We start from the raw sequence: 25,433 nt of genomic DNA on the forward strand, positions 1-25,433 counted from the left end.
TACCTGGTAACCGGTGATCGCCGCGCCGGCCTGCTGCAACGCGGGCACATCGAACGCACGCGGATCGTCACGCCCGCCGTGTTCTGCGTCGAGGTGCTGTGATCAATGCCGGTCGGTTTTCTGACTCAAGAGCAACGCGACGGTTTTGGCCGCTATGTTGATTCGCCCAGCCGTGAAGAGCTGGAACGTTACTTCCACCTGAGCGATGAAGACCGTGAAGCCATCCAGGTGCTGCGGGGTAGCCATAACCGTCTGGGTTATGCCGTTCTGCTGACCACCGTCCGCTTCGTTGGCGTTCTGCCGGACAAGCCCGCCGCCGTGCCGGTGGAAGTCCTGCAGGTGCTTTGCCGACAACTGGCGATTCCAGACCCCGACTGCCTCCAGCGCTATAGCGATCATCGCCGCTGGATACATGCCACCGATATTCAGAACCGCTTTGGCTATCGTCATTTCACCGATCCGGGCATCGGCTTTCGCTTGAGCCGCTGGCTGTATGCCCTCTGCTGGACGGGCACCGACCGGCCGGGAGTGCTGTTTGAGCGAGCCACCTCGTGGCTGTTCACACAGAAAGTCCTCCTGCCTGGTGTGTCTCAACTAGCAGCTTGTTGAAATTCGCCTACGGCCTGTCTGACTTTGCCGTGTAAGGTTTACGATATCGGCTCCAATCTGCCGGGAACCCCGATTTCCATGCGTGGCGCCGATATCACTCAGGAATCCTTGTTCACTGTCGCCAAGCTCGATGACTTCGTGCCAGCGACTCACCCCCTGCGCGCCATCCGTAAGCTGGCAGACACCGCTCTGCAGCGGATGAGCGCCCTGTTCGACACCTTGTATGCCGACACCGGCCGCGCCTCGATTGCCCCCGAGAAGTTGATGCGGGCGCAGTTGCTGCAGCTGTTCTATTCGCTGCGCAGCGAGCGGATGCTCATGGAGCAACTGGGCTACAACCTGCTGTTCCGCTGGTTCGTCGGCTTGGCCATCGATGATCCGGTGTGGGATCACTCGGTCTTCTCGAAGAACCGTGACCGTCTCAATGCCCAGGCCGTGGCCACCGAATTTCTGAGCGAGGTGGTGCGCCTGGCAGAGAAACAGGGGCTGATCTCGGATGAGCACTTCTCGGTCGACGGCACATTGCTGCAAGCCTGGGCCTCTCAGAAGAGTTTCCGTCCCAAGGATGATACGCCAGACGACCCGGGCCCCGGCCCGCGCAATGCCCCGCCGGACTTCAAGGGGCACAAGCGCAGCAACGACACCCACGCCTCGACCAGCGATCCGGATGCCCGGCTGTACCGCAAGAGCCACAACACCGGCGCGCAGCTGAGTTACATGGGGCATGTGCTGATGGAACACCGCAGTGGCCTGGTGCGCAGTGCTCATGTGACTCTGGCCGGTGGCCATGGCGAACGCGAAGCCGCGCTGGCGATGCTGAGCAAGCTGGGTGGTCGCCGTCGACGCACCTTGGCCGCGGACAAGGCTTACGACACGGCAGACTTCGTGGCCGCCTGTCGTGCCCTCGGCGTGACACCCCATGTTGCGCAGAACACCAATGGTCGGCGCAGCGCCATCGATGGCCGTACCACGCGCCACGCCGGCTATGGTCTGAGCCTGAAGATTCGCGCCTGGATCGAAACCCACTTCGGCTGGCTCAAGGCGGCGGCAGGCCTGCGCCAGGTGAAGCAACGCGGACTTGAGCGTGTCGACGCGCTGTTCCAGCTGGCCATGGCGGCAAGCAACCTGGTACGCCTGCCGAAGCTGCTGGCTACAGGCTCAATGGCATGAGCGCGTTGACGGGGAAGGTGCGCCTGGAGCACGCCAAATCGGACTATTTCCATCGATTGGTGCCCTAAACGGGAAGTAAACGAGCGCGACCGCTGCTGCCAGAAGCAGTGGACGTAATCATCGCGGCGAATTTCAACAGGCTGCTAGAGCGCTTTATCGCCCAGTTGCGCAGTCGGGTCGAAGAACGCCTCTGGTTTACGCTGGGCCGCAGCGTGACTGAGGAACAGCGATTGCAACTGCAAGACTTGCTGACGGTGGCCGAAGGCAACCGCAGCTCCCGGCTGGATCAATTGCGCTCCGGCCCGGTCATGGTCAGTGGCCCCGCGTTGATTCGGGCACTGCGCCGGCTCGATGACGTGCGCGGCATCGGCATCACCTTGCCGGCGGCGGCGCACATCCCTCCCAGCCGTATCGCCGCCCTGGCCCGCTTCGCCAACACGGCCAAGGTCACCGCGATTAATCGGCTGCCGGCGTCGCGGCGGATGGCGACACTGGTGGCCTTCGCACTCTGCCTGGAGGCGACTGCGCACGACGACGCACTGGAAGTCCTGGAGGCCTTGCTGCGCGACCTGTTCAGCAACGCGGAGAAGGCCGACAAGAAAGCCCGCATGCGCAGCCTGAAAGACCTGGATCGGTCGGCCGCGACGCTCGCCGCCGCGTGCAAGGTCGTGCTGGACAGCTCGATCAGCGATGACAACGTGCGCGCCCGGCTGTTCAACGACCTGCCGAGGACCACCCTGGAAAAGGCCCTGGAAGAGGTCAACGCGCTGATCCGCCCGGTAGATGACGTCTATTTTCTTGCATTGGAAGCGCGCTACCGCAGCGTGCGCCGCTTCCTGCCCGACCTGCTCAAGCACATCCGCTTCGGCTTCAGCCCGGCCGGCAAGGGCGTGGCGGCTAGTCTGGAGTGGCTGCAACTGAACCTGCCGCGCCGGAAGCCAGAGGATGACGCGCCGCAGGAGATCGTGGCCAAGGCTTGGCAGAAGCACATCACCCGCGAAGATGGCTCCCTCGACATGGGTGCCTATGTGTTCTGCACGCTCGATGCGCTGCGCACGGCCCTGCGCCGCCGCGATGTCTTCGTCTCGCCCAGTTGGCGCTATGCCGACCCGCGCCTTGGCCTGCTCGACGGTGCCGAATGGCTGGCGGCGCGACCGATCATCTGCCGGTCACTGGGCCTGACCATCGACGCCAAAACCACCCTGGACGCCTTGTCCGTCGAGCTGGATGCAACCTGGCTGGCAGTAGCCGCGCGCCTGCCCGACAACCCGGCGATTCAACTGAGCGAGAACACCGAGGGCAAGACCGAACTGTCGCTCGGGGCGCTGGACAAGCTGGACGAGCCCTGCTCGTTGCTGCAACTGCGGGCGGCCGTGTCTGACCTGATGCCGCGTGTCGATCTGCCGGAAATCCTCTTGGAAATCGCCGCCCGCACTGGCTTTTCCGAGGCCTTCACCCATGTCTCCGAACGCAATGCACGCGCCGACAACCTGGTCACCAGCCTCTGCGCGGTGCTGTTGGGCGGGGCCTGCAACACCGGCCTGGAGCCCTTGATCCGCACCGACAACCCGGCGCTGCGCCGTGACCGGCTGTCCTGGGTCAGCCAGAATTATATCCGCGACGACACCCTGTCAGCGGCTAACGCCATCCTGGTCGGAGCGCAAAGCCAACTGGAACTGGCCCAAGTCTGGGGTGGCGGCGAGGTCGCCTCCGCCGATGGCATGCGCTTCGTCGTACCGGTGCGCACCGTGCATGCCGGCCCCAATCCGAAGTATTTCGGCACCGGCCGGGGTGTCACCTGGTACAACCTGATTTCCGACCAATTCTCCGGCCTCAACGCCATCACCGTGCCCGGCACGCTGCGCGACAGCCTGGTGTTGCTGGCGGTCGTGCTGGAACAGCAGACCGAGTTGCAGCCGACGCAAATCATGACCGACACCGGGGCCTACAGCGATGTGGTGTTCGGGCTCTTCCGCCTACTTGGCTACCACTTCAGTCCGCGGCTGGCCGATGTCGGCGGTACCCGCTTCTGGCGCACGCGCCCGGACGCGGACTACGGCAAGCTCAACGGGCTGGCCCGCCAGTCGGTCAAACTCGACCTGATCGCCGAGCACTGGGACGACCTGCTGCGCCTGGCCGGCTCGCTCAAACTCGGCCGGGTGCCGGCGACTGGCATCATGCGCACGCTGCAAACGGGAGATAGACCCACCCGGCTGGCCCAGGCGCTGGCCGAATTCGGGCGGATCGAAAAGACTCTGCACACGTTGACCTATATCGACGACGAGTCCAAGCGCCGCGCCACCCTGACCCAGTTGAACCGAGGCGAAGGCCGGCACAGCCTGGCCCGCGCCGTGTTCCACGGCAAACGCGGCGAGCTCCGCCAGCGCTACCGCGAAGGCCAGGAAGACCAGCTCGGTGCTCTGGGCCTGGTGGTGAACATCATCGTGCTGTGGAACACCCTCTACATGACGGCGGCCGTGGAACGGCTCAAGCAGCACGGCTATCCAGTGCTGGAAGAGGATTTGGCCCGGCTATCGCCGCTGATCTACGAGCACATCAACATGCTCGGGCGGTATTCCTTTGCGGTACCGGAAGAAGTTGCGCGCGGCGAGCTGCGGCCACTGCGTAATCCAGACGACGACCTGTGATCCCCCTAAACGCTATGAGCAACACCCAAGCTGCTGCTGGATCGGCGGGCACTTCACCGAGCCGAACGAACAGAAAACGCAGCAATCCCCTGGGTTGGGGCGCAGCAGCGCCTTGCAGTTGCTGCACTCGTAATAGAACTGGCAGGCGTCCGTGGGCATGGTTTCCGGCTTGGCGAAGCCGCAGCGCGGGCAAGTCAGCACGGACTCAAGGACAATGGCGCTCATCGTGACCTCACTTCTGCACTGTGGAGGGGTATCCCGCGTTCGCGGTCGCCTCAGTCAGTGCCTCGGGCTGGGCCTTATCGGGATCGTAGGTGACGGTCGCCGTCTTCTGGTCGAAATTGACCTGGACGTCACTCACGCCGGACACCTTCTCCAGCGACTTCTTGACCGTGATCGGACAGAGTCCGCACGTCATGTTCTGCACGTCGAGCGTGACGGTTTTCGGGGGAGCCGCCAGCGCCACGAAGGGCAAGGCGAAAAGCACGGCGATCAGCAGTTTGCGCATGGTTAATCTCCTTCAGTAGAACAGCGGGGCGAGCCACGGCACGGCCAATAGGCCGAGCAGCAGCACGCTGACGATCCAGAACACGAGTCGCTGTCGCACGAGCGTGCGCGGATCGGCGCAGGGTGTACCTGGCGTACAAACCTGTGGCACCAGGTAGAGCTTGCGGAATGCCAATCCCAGGAACAGTAGAGTCAACCCGATGAAGAGGGGGCGTAGTGGCTCCATCATGGTCAGAGCGCCCACCCACGTACCGCCGACACCGAGTGCCAACAGCACCAGTGGCCCGACACAGCACACCGACGCACCGATGGCGGTCAGCGAACTCGCGACCAGCGAGCCTTTCCCGGTGAGTTGCATCCCCATTCCCATCTCCTGAGCCTGATTGCCTAGGTGCTATTCTAAACTCCGTACCAAAGTACGGAATCAAGGAGAAAGTGATGGCCACAGAGCTGACCATTGGCAAGCTGGCAGACGCCGCCGGGGTGAACGTCGAGACGATCCGCTACTACCAGCGACGCGGGCTGCTGGATGAACCAGCCAAACCCTTGGGTGGCCATCGGCGCTATCCGGTGGACATGGTGAAGCGACTGCGTTTCATCAAGCGGGCTCAGGCGCTGGGTTTCACGCTCTCGGAAGTCGGTGGACTGCTGACGCTGGATGAGTCGTGCGCCTGTGCCGAAACGCGAGCACGGGCTGCACGCAAGCTCGCGTTGATCGAGCAGAAGATGGCCGACTTGGTCGTCATGCAGCAACTGTTAGGCGAACTGGTGCAGCAATGTGATGCGGGAGACGGCGGAACGATCTGCCCGATCATCGAGGCACTGATCAGAGAGTAATGCCTGGCGGGTGAGCTGGAGATCGGAAAGCCCCTTTACGGTGGGATTCAGAGCTTACGTTGGTTTTTGGTTCCATTGCTCCCCAAACCCCCACTTCGCTATCCAGGAGCTTCGGTGACAATGCGAGCACGGCGCACATGGGCACCGTCTGCGGGCCTATCCCATCACACACGAGCGCCGCGTAATGGGGGGCGGCCAACACATGACCACCTGGTAGCTGCACGGGTTTCACACCCTGCTGAAGGCCCTGCCCGAGTGCTCGAAAAATCCGGTCCGCGAATCGCCGATGCGGATCCTGGACGATCATCCTGTTTTCAAGCGCCATGAGGGCTCGCAGCTCCTCATGACAGCTCTCGACCAGGGAGCTGTCACTCGAATCACGGTAGCGCTCGATGTCATCCATCAGCTTCTGATGAGGATTTGCGACATCAAAGGTCAAGTGGGCCAATCGACACGAGAAAGGCCAGGGAGTCTGACCATAGGTGCCGGGAAAACGCATTTCCCGTACCGTCGTCCAGAAACGATGCAGCTGCTCCAGATCATCGAAGCGCTGCAGGAGATCCGTCACCCGGTCGCGTACTCCGGTGACTGGCCAGTGCTCCTCTGCAGGCCAGTGCGCCAGAACGTCGTCGATACTGTTCAACATGTCTGTGTACCTGTGTTAAGGACGAGGACCTTCAAGCTCTAAGTCCGGCTCGAAGTCGAAGTCACTGGCGTCGAAAATGTCATCCGGGGCGCCTGCCGCAACCGCGGCCGTCATCTGGTCCCGGTGTTCTGCCTCGAATTCCTCACGGAAGTCGGGATGGAAGCTGAGTACATATCGAGCCATTCGCTCCGCATCACGCGAGGCACGGAAAATCTCCTTCTTGTCGTTGCGGAGGACCTGCAGGTAGTGGTCGACGTAGCCCGCATGCCCATCGACGCTTCCGGGCAGCGCAAGCCGCATGGCCATCATGGCGCTGGCCATCTCCGCACGCAGTTCCTCGCGAGCATATTCATCTGAGTCGCGGCTGGGCCCGAACTCACGAGCTAGGCGACTTTCGTGACCTGACCAGTGTGCGATCTCGTGCAGCAGAGTGGTGTAGTACTCGGCGTCGGAGGAGAACGACTCCCTGTCGGGCATATAGATCCTGTCCTCGGAAGGGGAGTAGCCTGCGCGGCGGAAGCCATGGACGATGTCGGCCCCGCAAGCCTCAATGATCTCCTCGCAGATATCCCGAGTCTCGGATGAAAGCAGCTTCTCTCCGCGGCCAGTGGTCTCCAGCTCAGGAGCCCCGTCCATTTGTGCCAGGTTGAAAACCGAGTAACTGCGAAGAAGCGGTATGACGCGAACTTCTGGTTCGCCGGTCGCACTCAGCTCGCCGGTTTCCTTGGTGAGACGCTTGTAGAAGTAGATCTTGGAGCCGCTTTCACCGCCACGGACTTGCCAGCCTTGAGCTTGCGCGGTCTTGTAGGAGCACCACCGGTTCTCTTGGTAACCCTGCGAAAGAAGTAGCATCACGTTGATGCCATGATAGGGCTTGCCGGTTACGGGATTCATCGGCCATCGCGGTGTGTTATCCCACTCGCATCGCCAAGGCTCTGCTCCAGCTTCGATGGCGGATATGATCTGATCCGTCACCTCTTGGTAGTGGTCACGAGGCGCACCTCGCTCGTGCTTCCCTTTTTTCCCAGCTCCAGCGCCCTTCCGTCGACCAGGTTCGGCTGCTGCTTCGAGGGGATCAATCGGCTCCTCGATCGGGGGAGGGCTGGATGGCAATGCCGGTGACGACGAGGCTGCCGGCGCCTCATCGCTCATGCTCAAGCGGACCGACGGGCCATCGGCGCTAAAGCTCCGATCATCGCCGCGCTCCCACAGCATGGCAGTCGCTTCTGCCGTCTTACGATCATCCTTGACCCTGGAAATCTGCTCAGACGTGGCGTTGGAATCGTGTCGGAGTAACTCTTCGACCTGCAGCGCTTCTTGCGCAGCCTTATACAGCGCATCTTGTTGCTGACTGACGCTGAATTTTTGCAGCCACTCAGGGCCAAACTCGTTTCTAAGCTGCTGCAGAACGGCCGCATGCTGAGTCCCAAGGCCTGGGTAGCTGGAGCGACTCCAGCAGTTGTTCAGCTCGGCTTTCCAGCTTCGGCCTTTCAGGGTGCGGAAGACCCTGATGGCCTCCAGTTGCAACAAAGAAAGCTTCGTGTCCTGCCGGCTGGCATTGTTAGAGGCTACAGGAGCATGGGCCGGCGGCGCCTGTGTCGCCGAATCGCTGGGACGAAGGCGTTTGATCAGGGCCATCAGCCTTACTCCCCGTCCAGATCTTCGGCATCCTGCAGATCGCCCGGGACGGCGTCCAGCCCGAGGTCACGGACTTCCTGCCAGCCCAGATCGTCGTGGGGGATATCACGGGCGCCGACTTCAGGCAGGATCTTCTGTGTATTGGTGTTGGCGGTATCGCTCATGGCAGTCTCCATCTAGGGGGAAATCACCATGATTCTATTAACTGAGGCGTTTAAAAACAAACGATAGTCAATTTTGAGCGCGAAAAGACCCGTCGCCGGGCCTGGCAGGATGCCAAGAAAAGAAGGCCAGCTCCATCTGGGAAGCACATGGTGCGCCGGAGCCGGTAAGGGAAGGGGGAGCGCTTTAGGCGGGACTTAGCCGATGCAGGTACGGAAGTAGTCCATGCGACCTTTGAATTTGAGGCCTGCAAGATCATCCATATCGGACAAGGCGTCCTCAGTAATCTTGTCCAGCATGACGAGCTTCATGGCTCGAATCACCTCATTGCTTTCCTCAGGTTCCAGCATTCCGACAACCATCCGGAAGGCGACGTCTTCGACGAGGCGATCAGCGGCCGCGACAGCCACCACCACATCCAAAACTGCTTTCCGAACCACGGGCTGGTATGTCTCGTCGGAGTACGTCTCAACGAATTCCTCACGCTCATTCGGATCAGCGATCTCCACCTCGGCATACTGCTCAATGGCGTCGGCCAGCAAGGCCTCCGAGACAACTGTTTGAATGAGTCCGTCGAATACTTCTTTTGCGTTTTCCATCGTCACGTGTTCCTTGAAGCTAGCGCGACCTAGATGCTGGTAGGCCGCGCAGAGGAAGTGTTCATTATTGGTAGCTTGGTCGCTACTCTTTTTTGAGCATCACCGCCAGCTCCTGGGGAAGTGGCGCACCTTCAAATACCTTTACCTGGCCCTTGTCCCGGTCCCGGTAAAGAATCATCGGAGTTCTTCGAAACCCCGCCTGGCGGAATAGAGCCAGGTTGTCCGCAAGGTTTTGGCGAATGTCTTCGGTGACTGTCGCCGGCTGCAGCTGACGCTTCGCCATCTCAGCCATCGGGATCAGCACGCCTTCGGTAGCTGCCTGCTGGTAGATCGCTGCGTTCAACTCGTTGCTCGACGCCCGGAGAATGGAAATCGGGATCCAGCGAACTTGAACGTCACCTGCGGCAACCGGCGCCCGGAGCATGCCCCATAACTCGTGGCAGTACGCGCAGTTCGGATCGAAGAAGGCGTACATCACGCGATCAGCATCCCCCTCCGCCAGCCATTTCAGCTGCTCGGCCTGCTTCCAAGCATGAGCCAGACTGTCTGCGGACTGACTACTCTGCGGAACCGGTTCTACACTCGCAGTACGAGCCAGATCCACGCTGGTAAGATTGGCGCCTTGTGTATCGAACATCACACCGGCTAACAGACTTTTGCCATCGGGCGTGACGTAGAACAAGCGCTTTTCGGCACCGTTATCGACAACGATCCCTTTCATACCAGAAGCCGCTGGGAACGCCTGAACGATCATGTTCCCCTTGGACATGAGGTAGGACTCCACGGGAGTCACCTCAGCCGTTTCGGCGGCGGCAGCATGGCTTGCAAAAGCAGCCAGAGCAATGGGTGATAGCACTTTGCCGACTAACGTACCCAATATCGAACCCTCCCTACGTCGGAATGAATAAATTTTTGACGGTTTATGTAGAAGCCCACCCCGCCAGTACGGAAAGCTGACATCAGGCGACCCTGATATTCGATCGGAAGGCTCGGGAACTTTCCGTCGCACGCTTGCCCCTTCGTGTGGTACGAGTCCCGTGCTGCACCCTCTGTAGCCTCGTTGGTTTCCTTCGTCCGATATCCACTGTTGACCTGGTAGGGCTCTTTGAAGCCATAGGCAAGCTCCAGCCATCCCTGTTGACCCCGGAGGAGGTTGAGCAGCCGCAAATCGATCTCCGTAGCCTTGCCTGCACGGACATCTCGCAGCATGTGGCAGGCCTCGCGGTATCCAGCCAAATCGAGGTGGCCATCTCGCCAGTAGCAGATCTGCTTGTGCTCGCCGGTAGATGGCCGATAGAGGTTCAACACCCGAGGCTTTGCCCAGAATGCCGCTGCGTCCGCCTGGTTCGCGTAATTGGCAGGCAGCAGCAAGCCGGTTGAAGCGAGCAACGGGGCGCTGAAAGTGAAGGCCCCCATGCCGGTGATCCCAGCCACTACAGAGCGTTTCAGCAAATCTCGGCGGGACATGGCCAACTCAATGCTCATGCACGCCCCCCAATCAGCGACTCCAGGTTGCTCATGACATCCTCCATTTCCTGGTCCTTGCCCGCTTTCTCAGGCTTAGGAGGAACCGGGTATTCGGAGCCCTGCGTCGCGGCCTGGATGATGTTCTCCACCATTGCACCTGCTTCAGCGGCGGGCGCCCCAAGACCCAAGGCGATACTGTTCAACGACACTCGGGTAGCCTGCTCGTCGAGCAGGCCACCTTGTCCTGCTGGAGGCGTCTCTTCTGCAGGGCGCTGGACCCGACCTTCCAGCGCGGTTTCGATGATTGGTATAGCGGCAGATGCCAGCGCCACGATGTCGATGCCGAACGGTTCACGCGGAACTTCGGCGAAGATGTTGATCGAAGCGAGCTGGCCACCGTCGAATACGATTCCTGCATCATCACCGGCGGCCACCACAGGGGCTGCTGCGAGAGCAGGTTGATCCGCGCCACCCGGCGCCTGGGCAAGAGAGGGCATAGCGTCGCTATCGCTCGTCGGCGCTTGTGCAAGCGCACTCCCATTCCCAACTGCGCCGCCGGCACTGCCATCGTCCTGGTCGACCACTGGCGCAACCGCCGAGTCGTCGTATCCCAGCAACAAGCAGATCCCCCGCTCCACACCCAGCTTCGCGGTGAGGTACTGCTTGTAGCGCTCTCCAGCCTCTACTTCGGCCACATATCCGAAGAAGCCATCAGTGGAGCGCTGTTTCGCGAGCGGAAGTGAGCGCAGTGTTTCACGTAGTTCTTGTGTGTTGATGCTGAAAGCCTTCAGCTCAGCCTCGTTGGGCGGGATCACCTTCACGAAATGATTTAGCTGGTATTCCTTGCTCAAGCGTTTACCAGAGAAGTCTGCATAGAACATTCGAGCGCGGATGATATCCGACTTCACCATGAAGTGGATCTCACCCTCAACCTGCTCTTTGAAGTCCTGGAGTTCTACGCGGCTGACACGTTCAATTCGTGCACCAGTGTTACCGCGATAACTTCCTGCACCATCATCGGCCATCTCGTAGCCGTCCACCACTGACACGTAGGCCTCCCCGGCAAGTTTAACGGCCAAGTCAAAGGTATCGGTTGGGTCCTCAAGTTTTCCGAAAATCTTGATGTTGCTGTTAGAGACAATGGCGAGCGTCTCTTCTTTCGATGTTCTGTAGAACGCCTGCAGGTCCTGGCCTGCCGCGATGAGAGCAAATCCGAGGCTACGAGCCTGAGCCCACATCAGTGCCGCGTCGTCAGGGATGTAATAACCTAGTTCATCAAATATCGCGATGAATGGGGTTGGGGCCGTAGTCTGTCGAGAGTCTAACAACTCCAACTTGCTACCCTCAACTTTATTACCCAGTTGGGCACCCATCATGCCTTTCATGCCAGCCACAATGATCTTCCCAAGGTTGCCTAACTCGGGACGACTTTTCTCCAGTGCCGGAAGTAGAGCAAGGAAGATGCGTCGATTGACAACAACGTCCTTTAGTACCACTTCCCCTTGAGGCGTATGGTAAATATGCCCGTAGGTATCGGCAAGGGAGCTCAGAATACGGGTGAACTGCATTTGCTGATACCCGTACTGCTCGTTAAAGGTTGCCGACTGATTCTCACCTTTATCGCGCTTATAACCTGGCACGTCATACAAGAAGGCTTGCATCATGTCCCTGGACTTCTGGCTGATGTTAACATTATTCATCAGCTCGAAATATTTAGGGTAGGGCAGGGCCTCCCGAATAGCACCGATATGCAACATGAGCAAACTTTGGTCGCGCAGATCCACCAGCGCCGGCATAACCGAACTGATGAAGCTAATTGCACGCCCCTTCCACATATCACCTTTGGCATCGCCGGCATCCATCAAACTAACCACGAGCTGAATTAGGCTCTCGCTGTTGCCTACCGCAAACGGGTTATAGGTATTTGAAAGTTTGTCGGATCGCTTTTTCGTTGTGTCAGCGTTGCCGGTCATGTAGTTGATTACCAGGAGGTCGTCTTCGCGCCCCATGGAACGGACCATTGAAAAAATCTTGGCGTAGAGACTTACATCGCCCTTTCCGTCTGTATATGCGAAGCCCGACCCCCAAACCAGGGCATTATAAGCGATTGAAATCAGCCCTTCGGTTTTACCGGCCCCGGTCGAGCCTATAATGAAAGCGTGTGTTCTAAGATCTTCGTTGGCCGCCCATATTTCCGCATTATCGGACTTCCGATTACCAATGAAGGCGATGCCACGAGACTGCTGAGGCTTGCCAGTACCTGGGTGCTTATCGTTGCGATCCAGTTCGTTCAGAGACTTGCGCTTCCTGAACGGAATATCTGGCTTGCGCGAGAGTGGAATAAAGCTGTAGATCAAGCCAAGAACAAGACTCAGCTCAAACAGCGCAGGAAGAAAGAATAGCGGAAACACCAGTATGACGTAGACGATAAGAATCGCGTGAAACGACGAAAAGTCTTCCAGGATCTGTTCGAAAAACGGCCGCGTATCCCGAAAGATTCGCGTCCGTTTAATCTCGTGATGCTTCTCTACGCCGTGAACCATGCGCCTATACCCAGTTATTCAGCGACTTGGAAAGCGAGTTTGGGATCGCAGCCAGGTCCTACCGACTGCCCAGCATCGATGCTCGGTGCCAGTCCGAAGGCTTCCAGACCAGTCGCCACATCACTCGACATCGCCGGCGCGTTGTCGCGCATCCCTTGCTTCCGAGCTGTTTCGGCAGCGTTGTAGATCTGCTTTGCGATGTCCTCAGGACTCATGGCCTGCAGCTGGTCTGGGTTCGCAATGGGATCTGCTTGTAGGTGATCAGGAGCGCTCTGCCAGTCAAACGGATGTACAGTTACAGGGACTGGGGCGCCGCTGTCCGCCACTCGGACTGCAGGATGCGCTGCATCCAGCGACGAGAGAGCCGACGGCTCAATATTGCCCCCTTTGCCAGAGACGACATCGATATAGGCACTGACAAAGAGGTAGCCTAACCAAGCGAGCAGGGCGAGTCCCACCAGCTTCATTACCGACAACTTCTTGGTCAGCAGACTGTTCACCTGAGTGATCAGGTATACGCCGTCGGTCTCGCTCGCCACTTGCGCTTTAAACAGCGAGGTCATAGCGCCTTTATCCGAGCCGTATTTTTCGGGGGCCTTGGCCACCACAAACAGATTGCCATCCGCCTCTTTTTCCAAGATGAAACTCAGTGTGTCATCCCCATAGTCAGAGAGATTCAGGGTGTGCAACTGATATGCCGGCGATTTGATTTCGAACGAAAGTCGCTTACGCTTACGTTTAACCGAAACGTTTTTGGGGGCGCGGCGAATAAAGTTCGCGAGGCGCTCAATCATCACTTTCTTCATCTACCATCTCCCCAAGAGCAGTTTTAATTCCTACCAGCGCCGATTCAATACGCGGATTCATGATTGCCGATTTAGCGACAACCTCTGACAACCAATGTGAGCGCAAACCACAGGCTTCTACGCTGGCAACGTCCATGCCGATATCGCACAACGAATACCAAGTGACACGATCAACTGCCTTTAACCATCTGAACCAATTTGGCGCAAGCACACCATTTGCTGAAGCCGCTGCCTTCATTCCCATCAGCACTGTGCGCTTATACGCATATCGACTTACTACACGCTTAACTACCTTGGTATTTGCATACTGGTGCAATGCACGTTTTGCATGTAACGAATTCAGCAAGGCAATCTTTTTCATTCGCTTTGCCCTCACATATGCACGGGCGAGCTCATTAATTATTTTAAGCGCGAGGTCGTTGTCATGGTTCATCTGGGCTGCAAATGCGGCAAAGAGCGAACGCTCATAGGGCTTCAAGGAATCGACCCCCTCCCAAGGCTTACCAAGTTGCGCAACAAGAATTGCCCTGGCCCGCGACAGCTTTAACGCCTCTTTGTTATCCAGCAACTCAATATCTGCAGGATCTTCCTCCTCGCCCAATGCAGCAGTTCTGACCAAAAACTGGTGCCGCCGGGCGTAATCACGCACCTTAGCCCGCATACCATGCACCGAGTGATTGAGTGGCAGCGCGATAAAATCAGTTTCGAGGGCCGGCAAGATAACCGGCCATTGGCTCGCTTCCTGTTTCGCTAGACTGACAGTTGTATGTTTATTCGAATACTTATTGCCGCGATCGGGCGCCCGGTACATAAGATGCCCAAACACGCTGGTAAGGATAACCAGTACATACCAGCGGAGCTCCCGGCTCGCGACGATGCCCGAAGACCAAAGTGACTTAGGGGTTGCATCAGCTGGATGGGTGCTCGAAAGCCATTCGATCAACGCCAACCTACCATCTGCATCAAAAAGAATTAGGCTCGCTTCGAATCTTCTGAGAGACATAACAACGGTAGAAATTTTTTCGTGCCCAAAGTACCAAAGCGCGATGATGCCTACGAAAATAAAGACGATAACCCAGAGCAGCTCATCAGTATTGGACTTATTGACATTACCGCGGTTCATTGCTGCCCCCGGACTTCTTTAAGATTGTTCCATACACGATGCTTGTAGCGATAGTTCTTGTCGGGCGTGCGGGAGTGGTAGTTACCAACGCCTTTCCAAAAATCATCACTCCCCAGCACGCTACGCTGAATGTAATAAGTACCGATAAAAATATTCAGGCATTCGTTGTTGACGAGCATGTCTCTGGTTATTCCAAACTTGGAGAGTTCCGCGAGATGAATGCTATTAATTTGCATGAGCCCCATATCGTAGGAGCCGTTCTTGTTGTAAGAGACTTTTCCAGTCGTGCCACCTTCGGTGCGAATGATGGCCTTGACCAAGTCGGGATGCGCACGGTAATGAGCCGCTGCTCGGACGATGCAGACCTCGCGAGCTTGGCCAGTAATGTGCGGACTAGGGGCCGCCATTGGCAGAGCGTCAATCACGAACGCCCCTCCTGACGCAGGAGCCACGACTTGAAACTAAAAAGGCGTCGTTCACGGATCTGGGCCACTCGGAACCTGGTGACCAAGAAACGGGTGATGCTCAACGCGAGAACGCCGAAGGACATGAGGCCGTGGTTGATAGGACTGGGCGACCAGGGCACTAGCGCGAGGAACACGCCGGCAACAATCGCCATCAGGCCAAACAGTACGGAAAGCGCATGCAGATACCGGCAACGGGCATCGAGATCCTTCTCGCTCAGGTGAAGCCGGGAGACCGCATCCGAGAAGCTTTCTTCCCGATAGGTACGCCCCGTAAGGGACTTCAGCAGGTTGTAGATCCGCTTAGCGTTGTGGCGAGCCTCACGCCAATCACCGGTGACGGTCCAAACCCATTTTTTGCCCACCCAGGCAGTAGCCCGGCCAACTTTACGTAGCGCGCCGCCCTTGTTGGTCACCTCAGACATGGCTCGCTCCTGCGGGCTGGGTAACCCTCATCATGGTTAGGGCGTACTCTGTCGTGGCCACCAACCGTTTCAGGGATGAAGAAGCCCTGGCCTTAAGTGCCTCCAGCGGGAAACCGTGAGTAAACTCAGGACGGGATAGAATCGCTGCAGCCGCATCAACATCGGCGGCATCCTTCAACGCACCCAGAACCTCGCCGCGACAATATTCCCAAGAGGAAAGCAGTACCTCTGCCGCGTGCTGAATAAGCAGACGATGCAGCATTTCCTGAGGGGCAGCAGACAGCCCAGAGCCACCGTTACCGAGGCGCGTCACTTGCTCCGACACTTGCTCGACCAGAAACACGGCCAACTCCGACAACAGGTCCTCAGCTTTCACCTGCAGGCCAGGTACCTGCGATATAACGATGGCGAAGTAGCGCTCGACCTCCAACGACAGCGGGGCTACTGAAGTGAGCAGCGCGAGCTGGGCACCGAGATGATCACCAGTAGGAAGTCCGCCGAGGGAAACCTTTTGGGATGCGGCCCACGCCCCATCGACCATAGCCCCCAAAAACTCGACGGTGACTTCGGGATACTCTCCGGCCGGCATACCGCCGCGGGAGATCACTGACGAGATCCACTGGCTGGCCACGAGCTCGGCGGTGAAACCATGCAGGTGTTTCTTGGCCCAGGCGGCATCGAGCTCCTGAGGATCCACTCGCCCTGCAATATGCTGGGCGAGGCCAGTAGAAACGAGAGACATGCGACGTACAGCCTCAGCGATCCTCGCCGGATCTGCGTCATGCCCCGGGTAGATTGTTGCTGCCTTGAAGACTGGAGCCAGGCCCTTGAGGACCTCGGCGAAACCTGGCACCAGGGCTGCGGACGGGGCTTCTGGCTGCGAAGCCTCATCAGCCTTTGGCTCTGCAGGTAGCTCCGACTTAGGTTCCGGTGCAGCCGGGGAGACGACTTGCGTCTCGATCACAACCTGACTGGTCGGCGCCGGCGATACCTCCGCCTGGGCTGCAGCTTGCTCGGGCTTGCCGAGCAGCATGTTTTCAAATTCGTCCAGTAGTGAACCGCCTTGTGCAGCAGCTGGCTCCACTGCCGCCTGAGTGGCAGTGGTTTGTTCACCGCTGGAAAAACGCTCCACCTCTTGCTTGTGAAGCTTGCGCAACATCGACATCAGGAAGCCTCCGCCGTAGCAGCTTCGACGTAGTCAGCAAAGCGATCGCCCAGCACGTACTGCAGTTGGTCGAGCATGATGCTGTTGCCTGATCGAGGAAGGGACTCGATAATCAGCGCCGTGGTGGCCATTCGCCAGAACTGGCTTAGGAATGAGTTCCGCTCGCTGACCAAACGGACCCGGGCGCCGAACAGGGAGTTGCCCTCACCCTCCAGGGCGAAAGCCAAGTCGCCACCGATCCGCCTGGCCGCGAGCTCGGTTTCAGCTGCAGCCAACAGGGCAGGGGCATAGGTCGAATGATTGAACACAGCCTCGACCGGAACAGACTCATCGCCGAATTTGAAGGTCCACCCACGCTCACCCGCCAGGTGGATCATGATGTGCTCAAAATCGCTGTACTCGATTCGACTAGATGCTTTGACCATAGGGAAAGATCACTTTAGAAGCACGTCATAGACAAACAAAAGTGAGCTTAACAATACGCTAAAAAAACTGCAAAGGCATTTGCTATTTTTTTGGCGGAATGGTCAGCAAGAATATTGGCGGTGCGGCTTTCGCCCTCTCGATAAGGCCCTCAGTTTCTGCCCTGGAAAGCTCACCATCTGAAACAGCGGCGTTGTAGGCAGCGATCAATGCTGGATCGCCAGTGCGGGTTATGAACCCCCTCACCACCTGAACTTCACTGGACTGCAGGGTAGGGCTGCGATCCTGGAAATACGCGAAGGCGAGAGCCGTGCAACCAGCAGCGAGAGCCGCCATGGGCAAGGCTCGCTTGAGGGAAGGGCAGCTAGAAAACAGGGCGATGACGGTGTTCAAGTTCTTCTTCCTGTTCGTCCTGCAAAACATCGAGCTGGCTGATCAGCTGAGCAGCCAGCTCGGCATCGCCCTCCAGGGCAACCTGCATGGCATGGTTGACCATGTGTGAAACTTCGCTGCCACGCTCCTGCAGCAAGTCCTCGATCCTGGCAGTACAGAGAACATCTCGAAGCCCCTGCGGAGCAGCTTCAAGTACTCGTAGCCCCTTCGTCGTCAGCTGATAGGCGTCGTCGACGAAGCCGCGCTCGGCGAAGCGAGCAGCATGAGACGGCCATGTGCTGGGACGACCAACTCCGTGCTTCATCATTTGTTGCACCAGGGCGGCATCGAGCCCAAGTGCACCGCCCTTCGTTGTGACCGAAGAGGCAGGCCGCCAAGGGAGCATCGGCCGCCGCGCATCCCGACTCCAATCCAGGCTTGCGAGGAAATCAGGCAGGTCGTCCAGATTCGGACGCTCGCGGGCAACCACCAGCCCAGACTCGAATGACTGTCTCGCAATAATGGATAGCGCCGCCTCTCGCAGACTGCCCTGCAGAGAAGGAGGACGCCCCAGATCGAGTCGCTGCAACAGCTCGCTGTTCAGCACGTGGATCGCCTCATGAGCGACCCCATCCGACTGGATGGTCGGAACTGCAGCTTTACGGAACGCCCGGATCCCCCGTACCTTGGCGAGCGCTTCCAGCACCTCAACCGTCGCATCACTGAAAGCACGCGACGATGTGCGGGGATAGGAAATGTCACCAGCCTCGTAGAGCTCCTGCAGCAGCTCCGCCGCCTGGGAGATGCTCAGCCCTGCTGCGGCATTGAGTGACAGCAGCGTATCGCCATAATTGCCTGGCTCGCTCAGTCGCTCAGGTGTAGCCATCGCGACCTCACGCGCCGGCAACGCATCGAGTTGCGCGATAAGTTCGGCCGGGGTAGCTACGCCAGTAACAGGAAGAACCGCTCGAAATGGCTCACCACCGTTCGAGCACGGCATCGACAGCCCTATCAGGCTGTGAGGCAGTCCATGCTCGGCGATCGAGAGGAGGGCGGTCTGAACTCGGCCAACGGTCCGGCCCGTGGAAAAATCAGATAACCCCCCACCAATGAGTCGATCGACAATCCGCCGCGCAACTCCGGCATTGGACAACGCGATATCAACCGGAGACAGCTGAGCCAATCCCCTTACCATCGCATCATTGGTGAGACCGTTGAGCACCAGACGATACGCAGGCTGCCTGCAGCCAGCAGCCTCCATGAGGCCGACAATATCAGCTGCGATTACATGTCCTTCTTGATCATTATCCGTTGCAATCAGCACTCGCCCTTTGCAACGTGCCAGGCAATCGCACAGGTACCGAAATGAATCTTCGCGGATCGGGCGCCGATTGGTTTCCACATATTCCTCACCCCGCAGAGCGATGCCCAGATCGCGCATGTCCTTCGGCGCTTCCAGAACATGGCCGATGGTCGCGCAAATGTCGGCCTGCAGGCCGACACCCTCACACAGGCGCCGGAAAGTCCGAAGCTTTCCAGGCGCCTCAATGATCACCAGATCCCGCCCCATACAGTCTGCCATTCAACGTGGGCGCATGGTCGCGGAGGGTTCCTCACCGTCGAGCCCAGCCTGACGGCCGTCGACGTAGAAGCCCGGCGTCGAACCAAGCCCGGACAGAGCAACGCTTCCACCGAGATACATCGAAGCCTGCCGCGACTGCTCGGCCTCTCGCGCCTTCTCGGCTTGATCTGCCTTGGCGCCCAACCCTTCCTTAATGCGCTCGAAACCACGGGCCAACAGCACTGACGCAGCTCCCAACAACGGACCAATGCTGGCCAGCCCCACCCCAATGCCTTGAGTACGCCCACCAAACCCCATATCACGGCCACCTGGGGAGAACGCTTCAATAACAATTTGTGGAATGGTGAGAGGATTCGCTTGGTGACTGGCCTTGTATGCGTCGACAGCAGCACGCCCCCCCTGAATTATCAGATCCGTTTGCCCATGGGCCTCCTGCACCACGCCCGCCACTATCGTCAGGGCTCCAATAGCTGCTGGAAGAACGACAGCCCATTTAAGATCACATTCCGATACAGCCCGGCAGAATTTACCCCAAATACTTTCTGCCCCCGAACTCAATCGTTCATTCAGTTCGTTCATCTGCTTGTCCCTTTCTATTTTTGATTTCCCAACTCTGTCTCGATCAGAAGACAGAACTCTTCAACTAAGCTTGCGCCTTGAATAGTGGAGTTAGAAAAGCGAGGCAGCCGACCACCGGCCAGGTCCGACATGAACCCAGCATATGCAAGGGTTTGCGCCTTAATTCGGCCAAAAACCTCAGGGGAGACGACCTTGTCCGCGGCGTCCACAAGCACAGAGCAGTTGTCGAGCCGTGCTATGAGCCGGTTGATATTTTCGTCGGTAATAATTTGCATGTTATCGACCCATTTTTATGTTCGAAAAAAGTCGTTCAAGTTTGTCTACAAGTTTACTGACAAGCTCTTGAAGCTCAGCAATAATTTCGACTTTTCCATTTAGACTATCGAGGGCGGACTTCATGGAAGTAGAATGTTTTTCCAGAGTTTCGGCGTAGTCATATCCGAGCTTGCTGCCCATATCGGAAAACCGACCGGAAAGGGTGTCGAAATCCCCCAGAAGCCGCTTCAGATCTTCCGCCGTTTGCGCAGCACCTGGTGCCACCTGACCATCTATCTCCCCCTGCGACTTCAACCAGGTGGCCTTGCGCTCAACGGCATTGGCCAGATCCGAAAGCTGTCCTTCCAGAACGCCATAGCCATCTACGCTCCGCGCTGTGAACTTGTGCCCCACCTCTTTAAAGGAAGTCGAGAACAGGCCGCCAAGGGCGGTTGCGACATTGAAGGGCGCCGAAAAGGCCTTCGATACCAGGTCGGGGCCGAGGCCACCACCGGTGCCGGCGGCCCCATGCTGTTGTACCCCCGCCTCGGCGGGCTCCGCTCGCCGGCCCCGAGACGGGGAGCGATCTCGCTTGTCCCGCCGAGATCCAGTACGGGCTGAGTCTTTCACCGAGGTTTCTTGAGCTGACGCATTGCCTGCATCTGCGAAAACTTGATCGGTACTGGTCGCGGTGGCGCCGGCAGCGGCCCTTTCGGTCGAGGAGGAATCCGCAGGGCCACCACGAGCCTGGTCATTGTCGCTTTGGCCAGGCTGCTCCTTCTGCTCCGCGTCCCGCCGCCAGTCCAACTCCGGCGCACCCATCACTGACCATACGTTGCGATGCACCACCTCTCGGCGGACCTCGCCCGTTAGTTTCCCGTCTTCGTCACGAACCTTGATATCGACCTCGACTGGCTGCCTCCCCAGGTTCTGGGCAGTCAGGACCTCACCAAGTTGCACCCCAGAGTCTTCGAGTGCTTTTTCCAAGCCCACACCCCATAGGGTTTTGGTCTCGCCAGTGGGCAGCTGTAACTGGACGTAGAAGCTTGCCGACTCGTCTTTCTCGAACTTGTAGGGTGCTGCGCCGAAGGCCAAAAGCACCCCAGTAATAGGTGGTCTCTCCATGCTTGGATCCTCCTGTTACTGCGGCGCAAGCCGGCCCATAAGCCGGTCGACAAGCCGCTTGATCCGCTCCCCAATCTGCTGCGCCATCTCCTGCAGGTGCTTGAAGGCGCCATCTTTCGTCCCCGGGAAGCCTTCGGTAGCGGCCGAAATCTTCGAAAGGTTGCGATCGACCGCGTCGGAGTAGTCCAAATTAAGGTCGATGCCTGCTTTCGCGTAACGGGATGCGAGGTCGCCGAACTCGTCCATATGCCGCTGCAGGTTCGCGTAGTTAGAAGCGAAATCCGCGTCCTCCATCAACGAGGAGAAGCGGCGGCCGAACTTCTCATAGGGGCCACCAGGCTTCATCCCGTCGAATATCTCATTGGCCGGCCGACCGGTTGCCTTCAGTTCAGCGATGAACTCACCCATGCCTGACTGCCTGAGTCGGCTGGTCAGCCCGTCGATGCGAGTAGCGTGATCATTGAGCTGCCTCTCCATGACTTGGTGCCCATTGACGGCTCGCTTCTGATAGAAAGAGCGCGCCTGATCGCCCATCGTCTTGAGTGAGCCCAGGACAAGGCTCCCCGCCGCGGAAGCCAGCGCGAAAGGTGCCGACAATGCTTTGCTCAACAGGTCCGTCCCGCCGGCCGTTGGCGTTCCTTCAGGATGAGGCGCTGCGGAGTTCGCTGCAGGGGCAGGGCGCACGGCCTCTGGCCGGGCAGCCCATTCCTGACCTTGGTAGGGCTGGGAGAATGCCTCGTCCGGGATGTGCCGATACTGACCATCCAGCACATCGTCCGGGCTGAGGGTACGAAGGTAAGGCTCCGGAAGACGATCAGCCTCGGGCATTTGGAAGGTGCGCAGGTGAGGCTCGACGCCCATAGCTGCATCTTCGGCGATGTGCACTTCCTCCTGGGCGGGCTGAGCTGCGTCAGGACCTGCAGCCCCCGCCGAATCCTGCGGCAGCGAAGCGAGCACATCGGCAAGCCCGCCATGACTGGGCGGGGCAACCTCTGCCCAAACTCGCTCCACATGAGCACGATGGCCCGCATCGATCGCAGAGCGAATCATGGACTCGATCATCGTCCACTCGATCATCTGGCCTGCGGGATCCGCAGGGTTCTCCGACCAGTCGTGGTTCCGCAGGATCTCGCGCAGCAAATAGATCGAGGAGGGCAGGCCATCCATCAGATCGTCTTGCCCGGCCTGGTCACCAAGCGCCTCCGCAGGCGCAACGACTTCTTCCAGAGCGGACTCGTCTTCCTTACCGGCTTCGCCCTGTTCTTTCAGCGAATCACGAATGGCGGCTTCGTCAGCCGCAGTGTCATCTGCAGGGACTTCAACGAACCCATCGTCGACTTCGCCGACGCCGGCCTCTTCTCCCGGGTTTTCAGACTGCGTTTTCTTCAAGAAGCCCATTCTCGTCCCCTCCAGATGAGATCTGCACTAGAACCGCACTGCCGGCAGGCGCGGCGTATCCGTACTGTGCACAAATTTTACTTTCGTTGCATTATAATAAGCGACTCTAGCAAACATTCCCATATATAGGTGGACCAGAGTCCTCTGGAATCACCTAGGAGAGACCAATGCAGATGTTCTGGACGCTGTTCGCCATCCTTGGGCTGGCTGCTTCGGTTTTCCTTGGAAACATCCAGGACTGGCGAGATACCGAAACGCAGGGAGAGATAGCCGCGATCGCGGGGAGCATGCAGGTCTACAAGGGCGCTGTTGCGGCCTACCAGGCCAGCAACCCAGCTGCCTCAGGAACAATCGCCGACGCGCAGCTTGGCCTCCCCAGCTGGTACGTCAAAGCCCCAGGCATCAGTAACGTCGTGCAAGCCGGGAAGGTGTACGTCTTCTACAGCCAGCCGAAATCAGGCCTGGCCGAACTCCTGCTCAAACGCACGGACAATGCGCTCACCGTAGGCATCAAGCAGAACGGCAACCTGGTGAACCCGAGGCGAGGCGTCATTTCAAGCCTGCCCAGCGCAATCCCGGATGGGAGCGTCGTGTTCTGAGACACCAACCTAACCTATTGATTTTGTTCGTATAATCATTGTTATGTTAAACGGCTATAAAAACATTATTTATTATTCTTTAAATGACTATAAGCCTTGCGCCGCTACTTGAGCAATACGCAATACCGCGCCTCGCGCTAAACGGTCGCAAGCGGAAAACACAAGATCTAGTGCCTGACCAGCTGGTCGGAGCCACCACAGCTAGTAGACGAGGACCAGAATGACCGAGCCTTCCATCGCAATGATTCGTGACGAGGCACTGATCGCTACGCACCTAGCAACGGCACAGCGCCTTCGTATACAGATCCACACAGCACATCCGTTCCACAAGGACGCACTTTTTGGAGACTGGGCGGTGACTGGCGTTTTTGAGAACCAAGAGCAATACGTGGGGCCGCTCAGCGAGCTGGGATTGCAGCTGGTCCCGTCCGCAGGCGTTGCGATAGTGAAATCGCTCCCAGGCCACCGCAGCCTGATGTCCGAGGCTTACAAGGCCCTGCAGGCCCTCAAGGACCAAGCAGCCGCGGTGACTTTGTCGCTAAATGACCCAGCTGCTGGAAAATTGAGTTTGGCGGAGGCTCAACAGGCGATGCAGGAATGCCAGCCCTGGACAAACTGGATCGTCCGGGCCGTCCTGAAGAAGGGCCAGGTCCTCCCTATTACGGAGTTGGATGAGGACTGGCTTGAGAGCGAGTTCGCCGGCTTCTCTGCGTCCCCTATCTCCTCAACCCATGCGGCCACCAGCGAGGCGTGACGATATGCTGAACAGCATCCCCCAGCATGACCAGGATCTCTTCAAACAGACCGTGCTGCAGCACATCACCACCAAGCTACCGACTGAAGAGTGGGAGTTGTTCCGATATCACTGGTGCATGGTCAACCAGCGCATGGATCCCGACGCGGAGCCGAATCCTGACCTGACGCCTAATCAACTCGTGAACGAGGCGCTGACCTCAATGCGTAATGAGGTAGCACACCTTCTCAAGAGCTTCGGGAAGCAGATCGAGGTCGTTGGCGAAGCTGCCGGCCAGCCCGTCTATTTTGCACGGCTCGCTGGGTACTACTTCTGGTCTCCCCGGCCCCACGAAGAATTGATGCTCGACATCAACCTCTGCTTCCCCAGCTACCCGTGCGGTTGGTGACTATGGGCTACATCGACGGCTACCGCCTGCCGACAGCATAAGCACCCGCGCAAACAAGAAAGGCCGCTTGCGCGGCCCTTCTTGCTTCTGTCCATTCCTTCACCGCGCCATAGCCACTACCGCCCTGCTGCGGTCTTCCGCCGGCGACGGAGCACCGTCACTATATCCGGTACTCACGCCCTGCGTAGCCGCATAGTGCCGGGTTTGGTACTGCAGGACTTCCTTCATCTGCGGGCTCACGTCCTCCTCCAGCCCCCACTCGAACGCGAGCTTATCCAGGCGGTGAGTGGCCACAAGCTGGCTCGCCCGTGGCGACCGCGCCGCAGGCTTGAGCGATGACCAGGACGACACGAACGCTTTGAGCAAAGCGGCCTTCTCCCGCGGTACACAGGGGAAGCGGCGTAGCCGATCCACCAGGTACAGCGCTCGCTGCTTCTGGTCGACCTGACGTAGACGCCTGGAAACCTCGTCCTCCAGCACAGACACCAAGTCTCCCTGGCCGTACCAGAGCTGCTTGGCCAGCTCCGCAAGCGCCTCCGCCGAGGCATGGCGCAGCCCTCCCCGGGTTACATCCTCCAGGAGCTTGCCGAAATTGCCGTCAGGGTTTTGGCGAGCCATAGTGCCCATCCTCCAAATACGGTTCAGTGACGTCGGCCAAGCAGCTGAGCATGCCCGAGCGGTTCCCGACCGCATAATCGATTGCCTGTGTGGCCAGTGTAACAAACTCTTCGACATCAACACGGCCACTGTCGATAAGCGCTTCGATATCAGCTTTGTCCTGCTCTGTAAACCGGCTCAACTTGGAAATAGCGAGATCCACGCCAGCGGCCACGTAAACATGCAGAGGCTGGTTTCCGTCGAACCCATCCAAGGGTATTGCTCGATCTCGATAGTCCTCATGCAGAGGCCCAAGCGACGTGTTGTAGTTCGGATCGAACTCCACCGTGAGATCTTCGTCCCCTTGCTCATAGAACTCCGGATCTGCCAGCACCGCCACCAACTCGTCACGGCGCAGGATCCTTGCTGCCTCGACCTCAGCATCGATGTCGGCGCTCCCGCGGGCGTGCGTCAGCAGGTGCACCCCACATCCACCGAAGATGAAGACCTTCATGGCACCGGGCGCCTGACCCTCCAGAAGAGGTAAAGCCC

General features: G+C 58.6%; 29 protein-coding genes and 3 pseudogenes. 8 read left to right on the forward strand and 24 right to left on the reverse strand.

Annotated features, from left to right (window positions below; genetic code table 11):
* The 4 genes and pseudogenes from NA637_RS14930 to NA637_RS14945 all read left to right on the forward strand — a co-directional run.
* A pseudogene (locus NA637_RS14930) lies at positions 1-102 on the forward strand (putative toxin-antitoxin system toxin component, PIN family); the annotation flags it as partial.
* Positions 103-105: 3 nt separating this feature from the next.
* A pseudogene (locus tag NA637_RS14935) lies at positions 106-597 on the forward strand (DUF4158 domain-containing protein); the annotation flags it as partial.
* A gap of 90 nt (positions 598-687) precedes the next feature.
* Complete coding sequence (locus NA637_RS14940) at positions 688-1,779, forward strand: IS5-like element ISPa8 family transposase (protein ID WP_121693434.1); 1,092 nt, start codon at positions 688-690, stop codon at positions 1,777-1,779.
* Positions 1,780-1,919: 140 nt separating this feature from the next.
* A pseudogene (locus tag NA637_RS14945) lies at positions 1,920-4,427 on the forward strand (Tn3 family transposase); the annotation flags it as partial.
* Positions 4,428-4,439: 12 nt separating this feature from the next.
* Here NA637_RS14945 and NA637_RS14950 read toward each other — a convergent pair.
* From NA637_RS14950 to NA637_RS14960, 3 genes are read right to left on the reverse strand one after another with little or no spacing between them, the layout of a single operon-like run.
* The gene (locus tag NA637_RS14950) at positions 4,440-4,652 is read right to left on the reverse strand and encodes a GDCCVxC domain-containing (seleno)protein (protein WP_003089113.1); all 213 of its coding nucleotides are present in this window, start codon (positions 4,650-4,652) and stop codon (positions 4,440-4,442) included.
* A gap of 7 nt (positions 4,653-4,659) precedes the next feature.
* Positions 4,660-4,935: a mercury resistance system periplasmic binding protein MerP gene (gene merP, locus NA637_RS14955; protein ID WP_003150552.1), complete on the reverse strand. Its 276-nt coding sequence runs from the start codon at positions 4,933-4,935 to the stop codon at positions 4,660-4,662.
* A 12-nt stretch (positions 4,936-4,947) separates the two neighbouring features.
* Complete coding sequence (locus NA637_RS14960; RefSeq protein WP_003089115.1) at positions 4,948-5,298, reverse strand: mercuric transporter MerT family protein; 351 nt, start codon at positions 5,296-5,298, stop codon at positions 4,948-4,950.
* A 74-nt stretch (positions 5,299-5,372) separates the two neighbouring features.
* Between NA637_RS14960 and merR the strand changes: the two genes are divergently transcribed.
* Positions 5,373-5,771, forward strand: coding sequence for an Hg(II)-responsive transcriptional regulator (gene merR, locus NA637_RS14965; RefSeq protein ID WP_003089120.1), 399 nt, complete (start codon positions 5,373-5,375; stop codon positions 5,769-5,771).
* Here merR and NA637_RS14970 read toward each other — a convergent pair.
* The 19 genes from NA637_RS14970 to NA637_RS15060 form a co-directional block, all read right to left on the reverse strand.
* Positions 5,761-6,417, reverse strand: coding sequence for a hypothetical protein (locus NA637_RS14970; RefSeq protein ID WP_230639388.1), 657 nt, complete (start codon positions 6,415-6,417; stop codon positions 5,761-5,763). The two genes, merR and NA637_RS14970, sit on opposite strands and share 11 nt — an antisense overlap.
* Before the next feature lie 15 nt (positions 6,418-6,432).
* Positions 6,433-8,055, reverse strand: a complete 1,623-nt coding sequence (locus NA637_RS14975) for an ArdC family protein (RefSeq protein ID WP_009681548.1) — start codon at positions 8,053-8,055, stop codon at positions 6,433-6,435.
* 5 nt (positions 8,056-8,060) lie between these two features.
* Positions 8,061-8,219 (reverse strand): hypothetical protein, encoded by a 159-nt coding sequence (locus tag NA637_RS14980; RefSeq protein ID WP_009681549.1) that lies wholly within the window; start codon positions 8,217-8,219, stop codon positions 8,061-8,063.
* Between the two features lie 195 nt (positions 8,220-8,414).
* On the reverse strand, positions 8,415-8,816 hold the full coding sequence (locus tag NA637_RS14985; RefSeq protein WP_009681550.1) for a hypothetical protein: 402 nt from the start codon (positions 8,814-8,816) through the stop codon (positions 8,415-8,417).
* 82 nt (positions 8,817-8,898) lie between these two features.
* A complete protein-coding gene (dsbG, locus tag NA637_RS14990) occupies positions 8,899-9,693 on the reverse strand; it encodes a thiol:disulfide interchange protein DsbG (RefSeq protein WP_009681551.1) in 795 nt (264 codons plus the stop codon).
* Complete coding sequence (locus tag NA637_RS14995) at positions 9,681-10,301, reverse strand: YcbK family protein (protein ID WP_009681552.1); 621 nt, start codon at positions 10,299-10,301, stop codon at positions 9,681-9,683. The genes dsbG and NA637_RS14995 overlap by 13 nt, the downstream gene beginning before the upstream one ends.
* Positions 10,298-12,826, reverse strand: a complete 2,529-nt coding sequence (locus tag NA637_RS15000) for a hypothetical protein (RefSeq protein ID WP_023118070.1) — start codon at positions 12,824-12,826, stop codon at positions 10,298-10,300. Before NA637_RS15000 ends, NA637_RS14995 begins: the two co-directional genes overlap by 4 nt.
* 14 nt (positions 12,827-12,840) lie before the next feature.
* Positions 12,841-13,632 (reverse strand): hypothetical protein, encoded by a 792-nt coding sequence (locus tag NA637_RS15005; protein ID WP_023118069.1) that lies wholly within the window; start codon positions 13,630-13,632, stop codon positions 12,841-12,843.
* Complete coding sequence (locus tag NA637_RS15010; RefSeq protein WP_256073197.1) at positions 13,613-14,755, reverse strand: hypothetical protein; 1,143 nt, start codon at positions 14,753-14,755, stop codon at positions 13,613-13,615. Before NA637_RS15010 ends, NA637_RS15005 begins: the two co-directional genes overlap by 20 nt.
* The gene (locus tag NA637_RS15015) at positions 14,752-15,180 is read right to left on the reverse strand and encodes a lytic transglycosylase domain-containing protein (RefSeq protein ID WP_009681557.1); all 429 of its coding nucleotides are present in this window, start codon (positions 15,178-15,180) and stop codon (positions 14,752-14,754) included. The genes NA637_RS15010 and NA637_RS15015 overlap by 4 nt, the downstream gene beginning before the upstream one ends.
* On the reverse strand, positions 15,177-15,644 hold the full coding sequence (locus NA637_RS15020; RefSeq protein ID WP_009681558.1) for a hypothetical protein: 468 nt from the start codon (positions 15,642-15,644) through the stop codon (positions 15,177-15,179). Before NA637_RS15020 ends, NA637_RS15015 begins: the two co-directional genes overlap by 4 nt.
* Positions 15,637-16,809 carry a hypothetical protein gene (locus tag NA637_RS15025; RefSeq protein WP_009681559.1) on the reverse strand — a complete coding sequence of 391 codons (1,173 nt, stop codon included), beginning with the start codon at positions 16,807-16,809 and terminating at the stop codon, positions 15,637-15,639. Before NA637_RS15025 ends, NA637_RS15020 begins: the two co-directional genes overlap by 8 nt.
* Entirely contained in the window at positions 16,809-17,234 is a 426-nt protein-coding gene (locus tag NA637_RS15030) for a hypothetical protein (protein ID WP_009681560.1), read from the reverse strand. Before NA637_RS15030 ends, NA637_RS15025 begins: the two co-directional genes overlap by 1 nt.
* Before the next feature lie 82 nt (positions 17,235-17,316).
* Positions 17,317-17,625, reverse strand: a complete 309-nt coding sequence (locus NA637_RS15035) for a hypothetical protein (RefSeq protein WP_223813025.1) — start codon at positions 17,623-17,625, stop codon at positions 17,317-17,319.
* On the reverse strand, positions 17,597-19,174 hold the full coding sequence (locus NA637_RS15040) for a DNA topoisomerase (RefSeq protein WP_110676739.1): 1,578 nt from the start codon (positions 19,172-19,174) through the stop codon (positions 17,597-17,599). The genes NA637_RS15035 and NA637_RS15040 overlap by 29 nt, the downstream gene beginning before the upstream one ends.
* A gap of 12 nt (positions 19,175-19,186) precedes the next feature.
* Positions 19,187-19,765: a hypothetical protein gene (locus NA637_RS15045; RefSeq protein ID WP_065861622.1), complete on the reverse strand. Its 579-nt coding sequence runs from the start codon at positions 19,763-19,765 to the stop codon at positions 19,187-19,189.
* A gap of 14 nt (positions 19,766-19,779) precedes the next feature.
* Positions 19,780-20,040 (reverse strand): hypothetical protein, encoded by a 261-nt coding sequence (locus NA637_RS15050; protein ID WP_009681564.1) that lies wholly within the window; start codon positions 20,038-20,040, stop codon positions 19,780-19,782.
* Between the two features lies 1 nt (position 20,041).
* A complete protein-coding gene (locus tag NA637_RS15055; RefSeq protein ID WP_023118066.1) occupies positions 20,042-21,145 on the reverse strand; it encodes a hypothetical protein in 1,104 nt (367 codons plus the stop codon).
* A 15-nt stretch (positions 21,146-21,160) separates the two neighbouring features.
* Positions 21,161-22,543 carry a hypothetical protein gene (locus tag NA637_RS15060; protein ID WP_033955280.1) on the reverse strand — a complete coding sequence of 461 codons (1,383 nt, stop codon included), beginning with the start codon at positions 22,541-22,543 and terminating at the stop codon, positions 21,161-21,163.
* A 167-nt stretch (positions 22,544-22,710) separates the two neighbouring features.
* Here NA637_RS15060 and pilM point away from each other — a divergent pair, with 167 nt between their 5' ends.
* The 3 genes from pilM to NA637_RS15075 all read left to right on the forward strand — a co-directional run bounded on the left by pilM (position 22,711) and on the right by NA637_RS15075 (position 24,284).
* Positions 22,711-23,142: a type IV pilus biogenesis protein PilM gene (gene pilM, locus NA637_RS15065; RefSeq protein WP_023118063.1), complete on the forward strand. Its 432-nt coding sequence runs from the start codon at positions 22,711-22,713 to the stop codon at positions 23,140-23,142.
* Between the two features lie 220 nt (positions 23,143-23,362).
* A complete protein-coding gene (locus NA637_RS15070; protein WP_009685680.1) occupies positions 23,363-23,896 on the forward strand; it encodes a hypothetical protein in 534 nt (177 codons plus the stop codon).
* Between the two features lie 4 nt (positions 23,897-23,900).
* On the forward strand, positions 23,901-24,284 hold the full coding sequence (locus NA637_RS15075; protein ID WP_009685679.1) for a hypothetical protein: 384 nt from the start codon (positions 23,901-23,903) through the stop codon (positions 24,282-24,284).
* Positions 24,285-24,383: 99 nt separating this feature from the next.
* On the opposite strand, the gene NA637_RS15080 is transcribed toward NA637_RS15075, so the two are convergent.
* A complete protein-coding gene (locus NA637_RS15080; RefSeq protein ID WP_009685678.1) occupies positions 24,384-24,902 on the reverse strand; it encodes a hypothetical protein in 519 nt (172 codons plus the stop codon).
* The gene (locus NA637_RS15085; RefSeq protein ID WP_015026433.1) at positions 24,883-25,395 is read right to left on the reverse strand and encodes a DUF6036 family nucleotidyltransferase; all 513 of its coding nucleotides are present in this window, start codon (positions 25,393-25,395) and stop codon (positions 24,883-24,885) included. The genes NA637_RS15080 and NA637_RS15085 overlap by 20 nt, the downstream gene beginning before the upstream one ends.
* Positions 25,396-25,433 lie beyond the last annotated feature (38 nt).

The sequence above is a fragment of the Stutzerimonas stutzeri genome, assembly GCF_024448935.1.
Lineage (GTDB): Bacteria > Pseudomonadota > Gammaproteobacteria > Pseudomonadales > Pseudomonadaceae > Stutzerimonas > Stutzerimonas stutzeri_AO.

Coding starts and splice junctions, on each gene's coding strand:
- NA637_RS14940 (WP_121693434.1), top strand. CDS start 688: ATGCGTGGCGCCGATATCACTCAGGAATCCTTGTTCACTGTCGCCAAG.
- NA637_RS14950 (WP_003089113.1), bottom strand. CDS start 4,652: ATGAGCGCCATTGTCCTTGAGTCCGTGCTGACTTGCCCGCGCTGCGGC.
- merP (WP_003150552.1), bottom strand. CDS start 4,935: ATGCGCAAACTGCTGATCGCCGTGCTTTTCGCCTTGCCCTTCGTGGCG.
- NA637_RS14960 (WP_003089115.1), bottom strand. CDS start 5,298: ATGGGGATGCAACTCACCGGGAAAGGCTCGCTGGTCGCGAGTTCGCTG.
- merR (WP_003089120.1), top strand. CDS start 5,373: ATGGCCACAGAGCTGACCATTGGCAAGCTGGCAGACGCCGCCGGGGTG.
- NA637_RS14970 (WP_230639388.1), bottom strand. CDS start 6,417: ATGTTGAACAGTATCGACGACGTTCTGGCGCACTGGCCTGCAGAGGAG.
- NA637_RS14975 (WP_009681548.1), bottom strand. CDS start 8,055: ATGGCCCTGATCAAACGCCTTCGTCCCAGCGATTCGGCGACACAGGCG.
- NA637_RS14980 (WP_009681549.1), bottom strand. CDS start 8,219: ATGAGCGATACCGCCAACACCAATACACAGAAGATCCTGCCTGAAGTC.
- NA637_RS14985 (WP_009681550.1), bottom strand. CDS start 8,816: ATGGAAAACGCAAAAGAAGTATTCGACGGACTCATTCAAACAGTTGTC.
- NA637_RS14995 (WP_009681552.1), bottom strand. CDS start 10,301: ATGAGCATTGAGTTGGCCATGTCCCGCCGAGATTTGCTGAAACGCTCT.
- NA637_RS15000 (WP_023118070.1), bottom strand. CDS start 12,826: ATGGTTCACGGCGTAGAGAAGCATCACGAGATTAAACGGACGCGAATC.
- NA637_RS15005 (WP_023118069.1), bottom strand. CDS start 13,632: ATGAAGAAAGTGATGATTGAGCGCCTCGCGAACTTTATTCGCCGCGCC.
- NA637_RS15010 (WP_256073197.1), bottom strand. CDS start 14,755: ATGAACCGCGGTAATGTCAATAAGTCCAATACTGATGAGCTGCTCTGG.
- NA637_RS15020 (WP_009681558.1), bottom strand. CDS start 15,644: ATGTCTGAGGTGACCAACAAGGGCGGCGCGCTACGTAAAGTTGGCCGG.
- NA637_RS15025 (WP_009681559.1), bottom strand. CDS start 16,809: ATGTCGATGTTGCGCAAGCTTCACAAGCAAGAGGTGGAGCGTTTTTCC.
- NA637_RS15030 (WP_009681560.1), bottom strand. CDS start 17,234: ATGGTCAAAGCATCTAGTCGAATCGAGTACAGCGATTTTGAGCACATC.
- NA637_RS15040 (WP_110676739.1), bottom strand. CDS start 19,174: ATGGGGCGGGATCTGGTGATCATTGAGGCGCCTGGAAAGCTTCGGACT.
- NA637_RS15045 (WP_065861622.1), bottom strand. CDS start 19,765: ATGAACGAACTGAATGAACGATTGAGTTCGGGGGCAGAAAGTATTTGG.
- NA637_RS15050 (WP_009681564.1), bottom strand. CDS start 20,040: ATGCAAATTATTACCGACGAAAATATCAACCGGCTCATAGCACGGCTC.
- NA637_RS15055 (WP_023118066.1), bottom strand. CDS start 21,145: ATGGAGAGACCACCTATTACTGGGGTGCTTTTGGCCTTCGGCGCAGCA.
- NA637_RS15060 (WP_033955280.1), bottom strand. CDS start 22,543: ATGGGCTTCTTGAAGAAAACGCAGTCTGAAAACCCGGGAGAAGAGGCC.
- pilM (WP_023118063.1), top strand. CDS start 22,711: ATGCAGATGTTCTGGACGCTGTTCGCCATCCTTGGGCTGGCTGCTTCG.
- NA637_RS15070 (WP_009685680.1), top strand. CDS start 23,363: ATGACCGAGCCTTCCATCGCAATGATTCGTGACGAGGCACTGATCGCT.
- NA637_RS15075 (WP_009685679.1), top strand. CDS start 23,901: ATGCTGAACAGCATCCCCCAGCATGACCAGGATCTCTTCAAACAGACC.
- NA637_RS15080 (WP_009685678.1), bottom strand. CDS start 24,902: ATGGCTCGCCAAAACCCTGACGGCAATTTCGGCAAGCTCCTGGAGGAT.
- NA637_RS15085 (WP_015026433.1), bottom strand. CDS start 25,395: ATGAAGGTCTTCATCTTCGGTGGATGTGGGGTGCACCTGCTGACGCAC.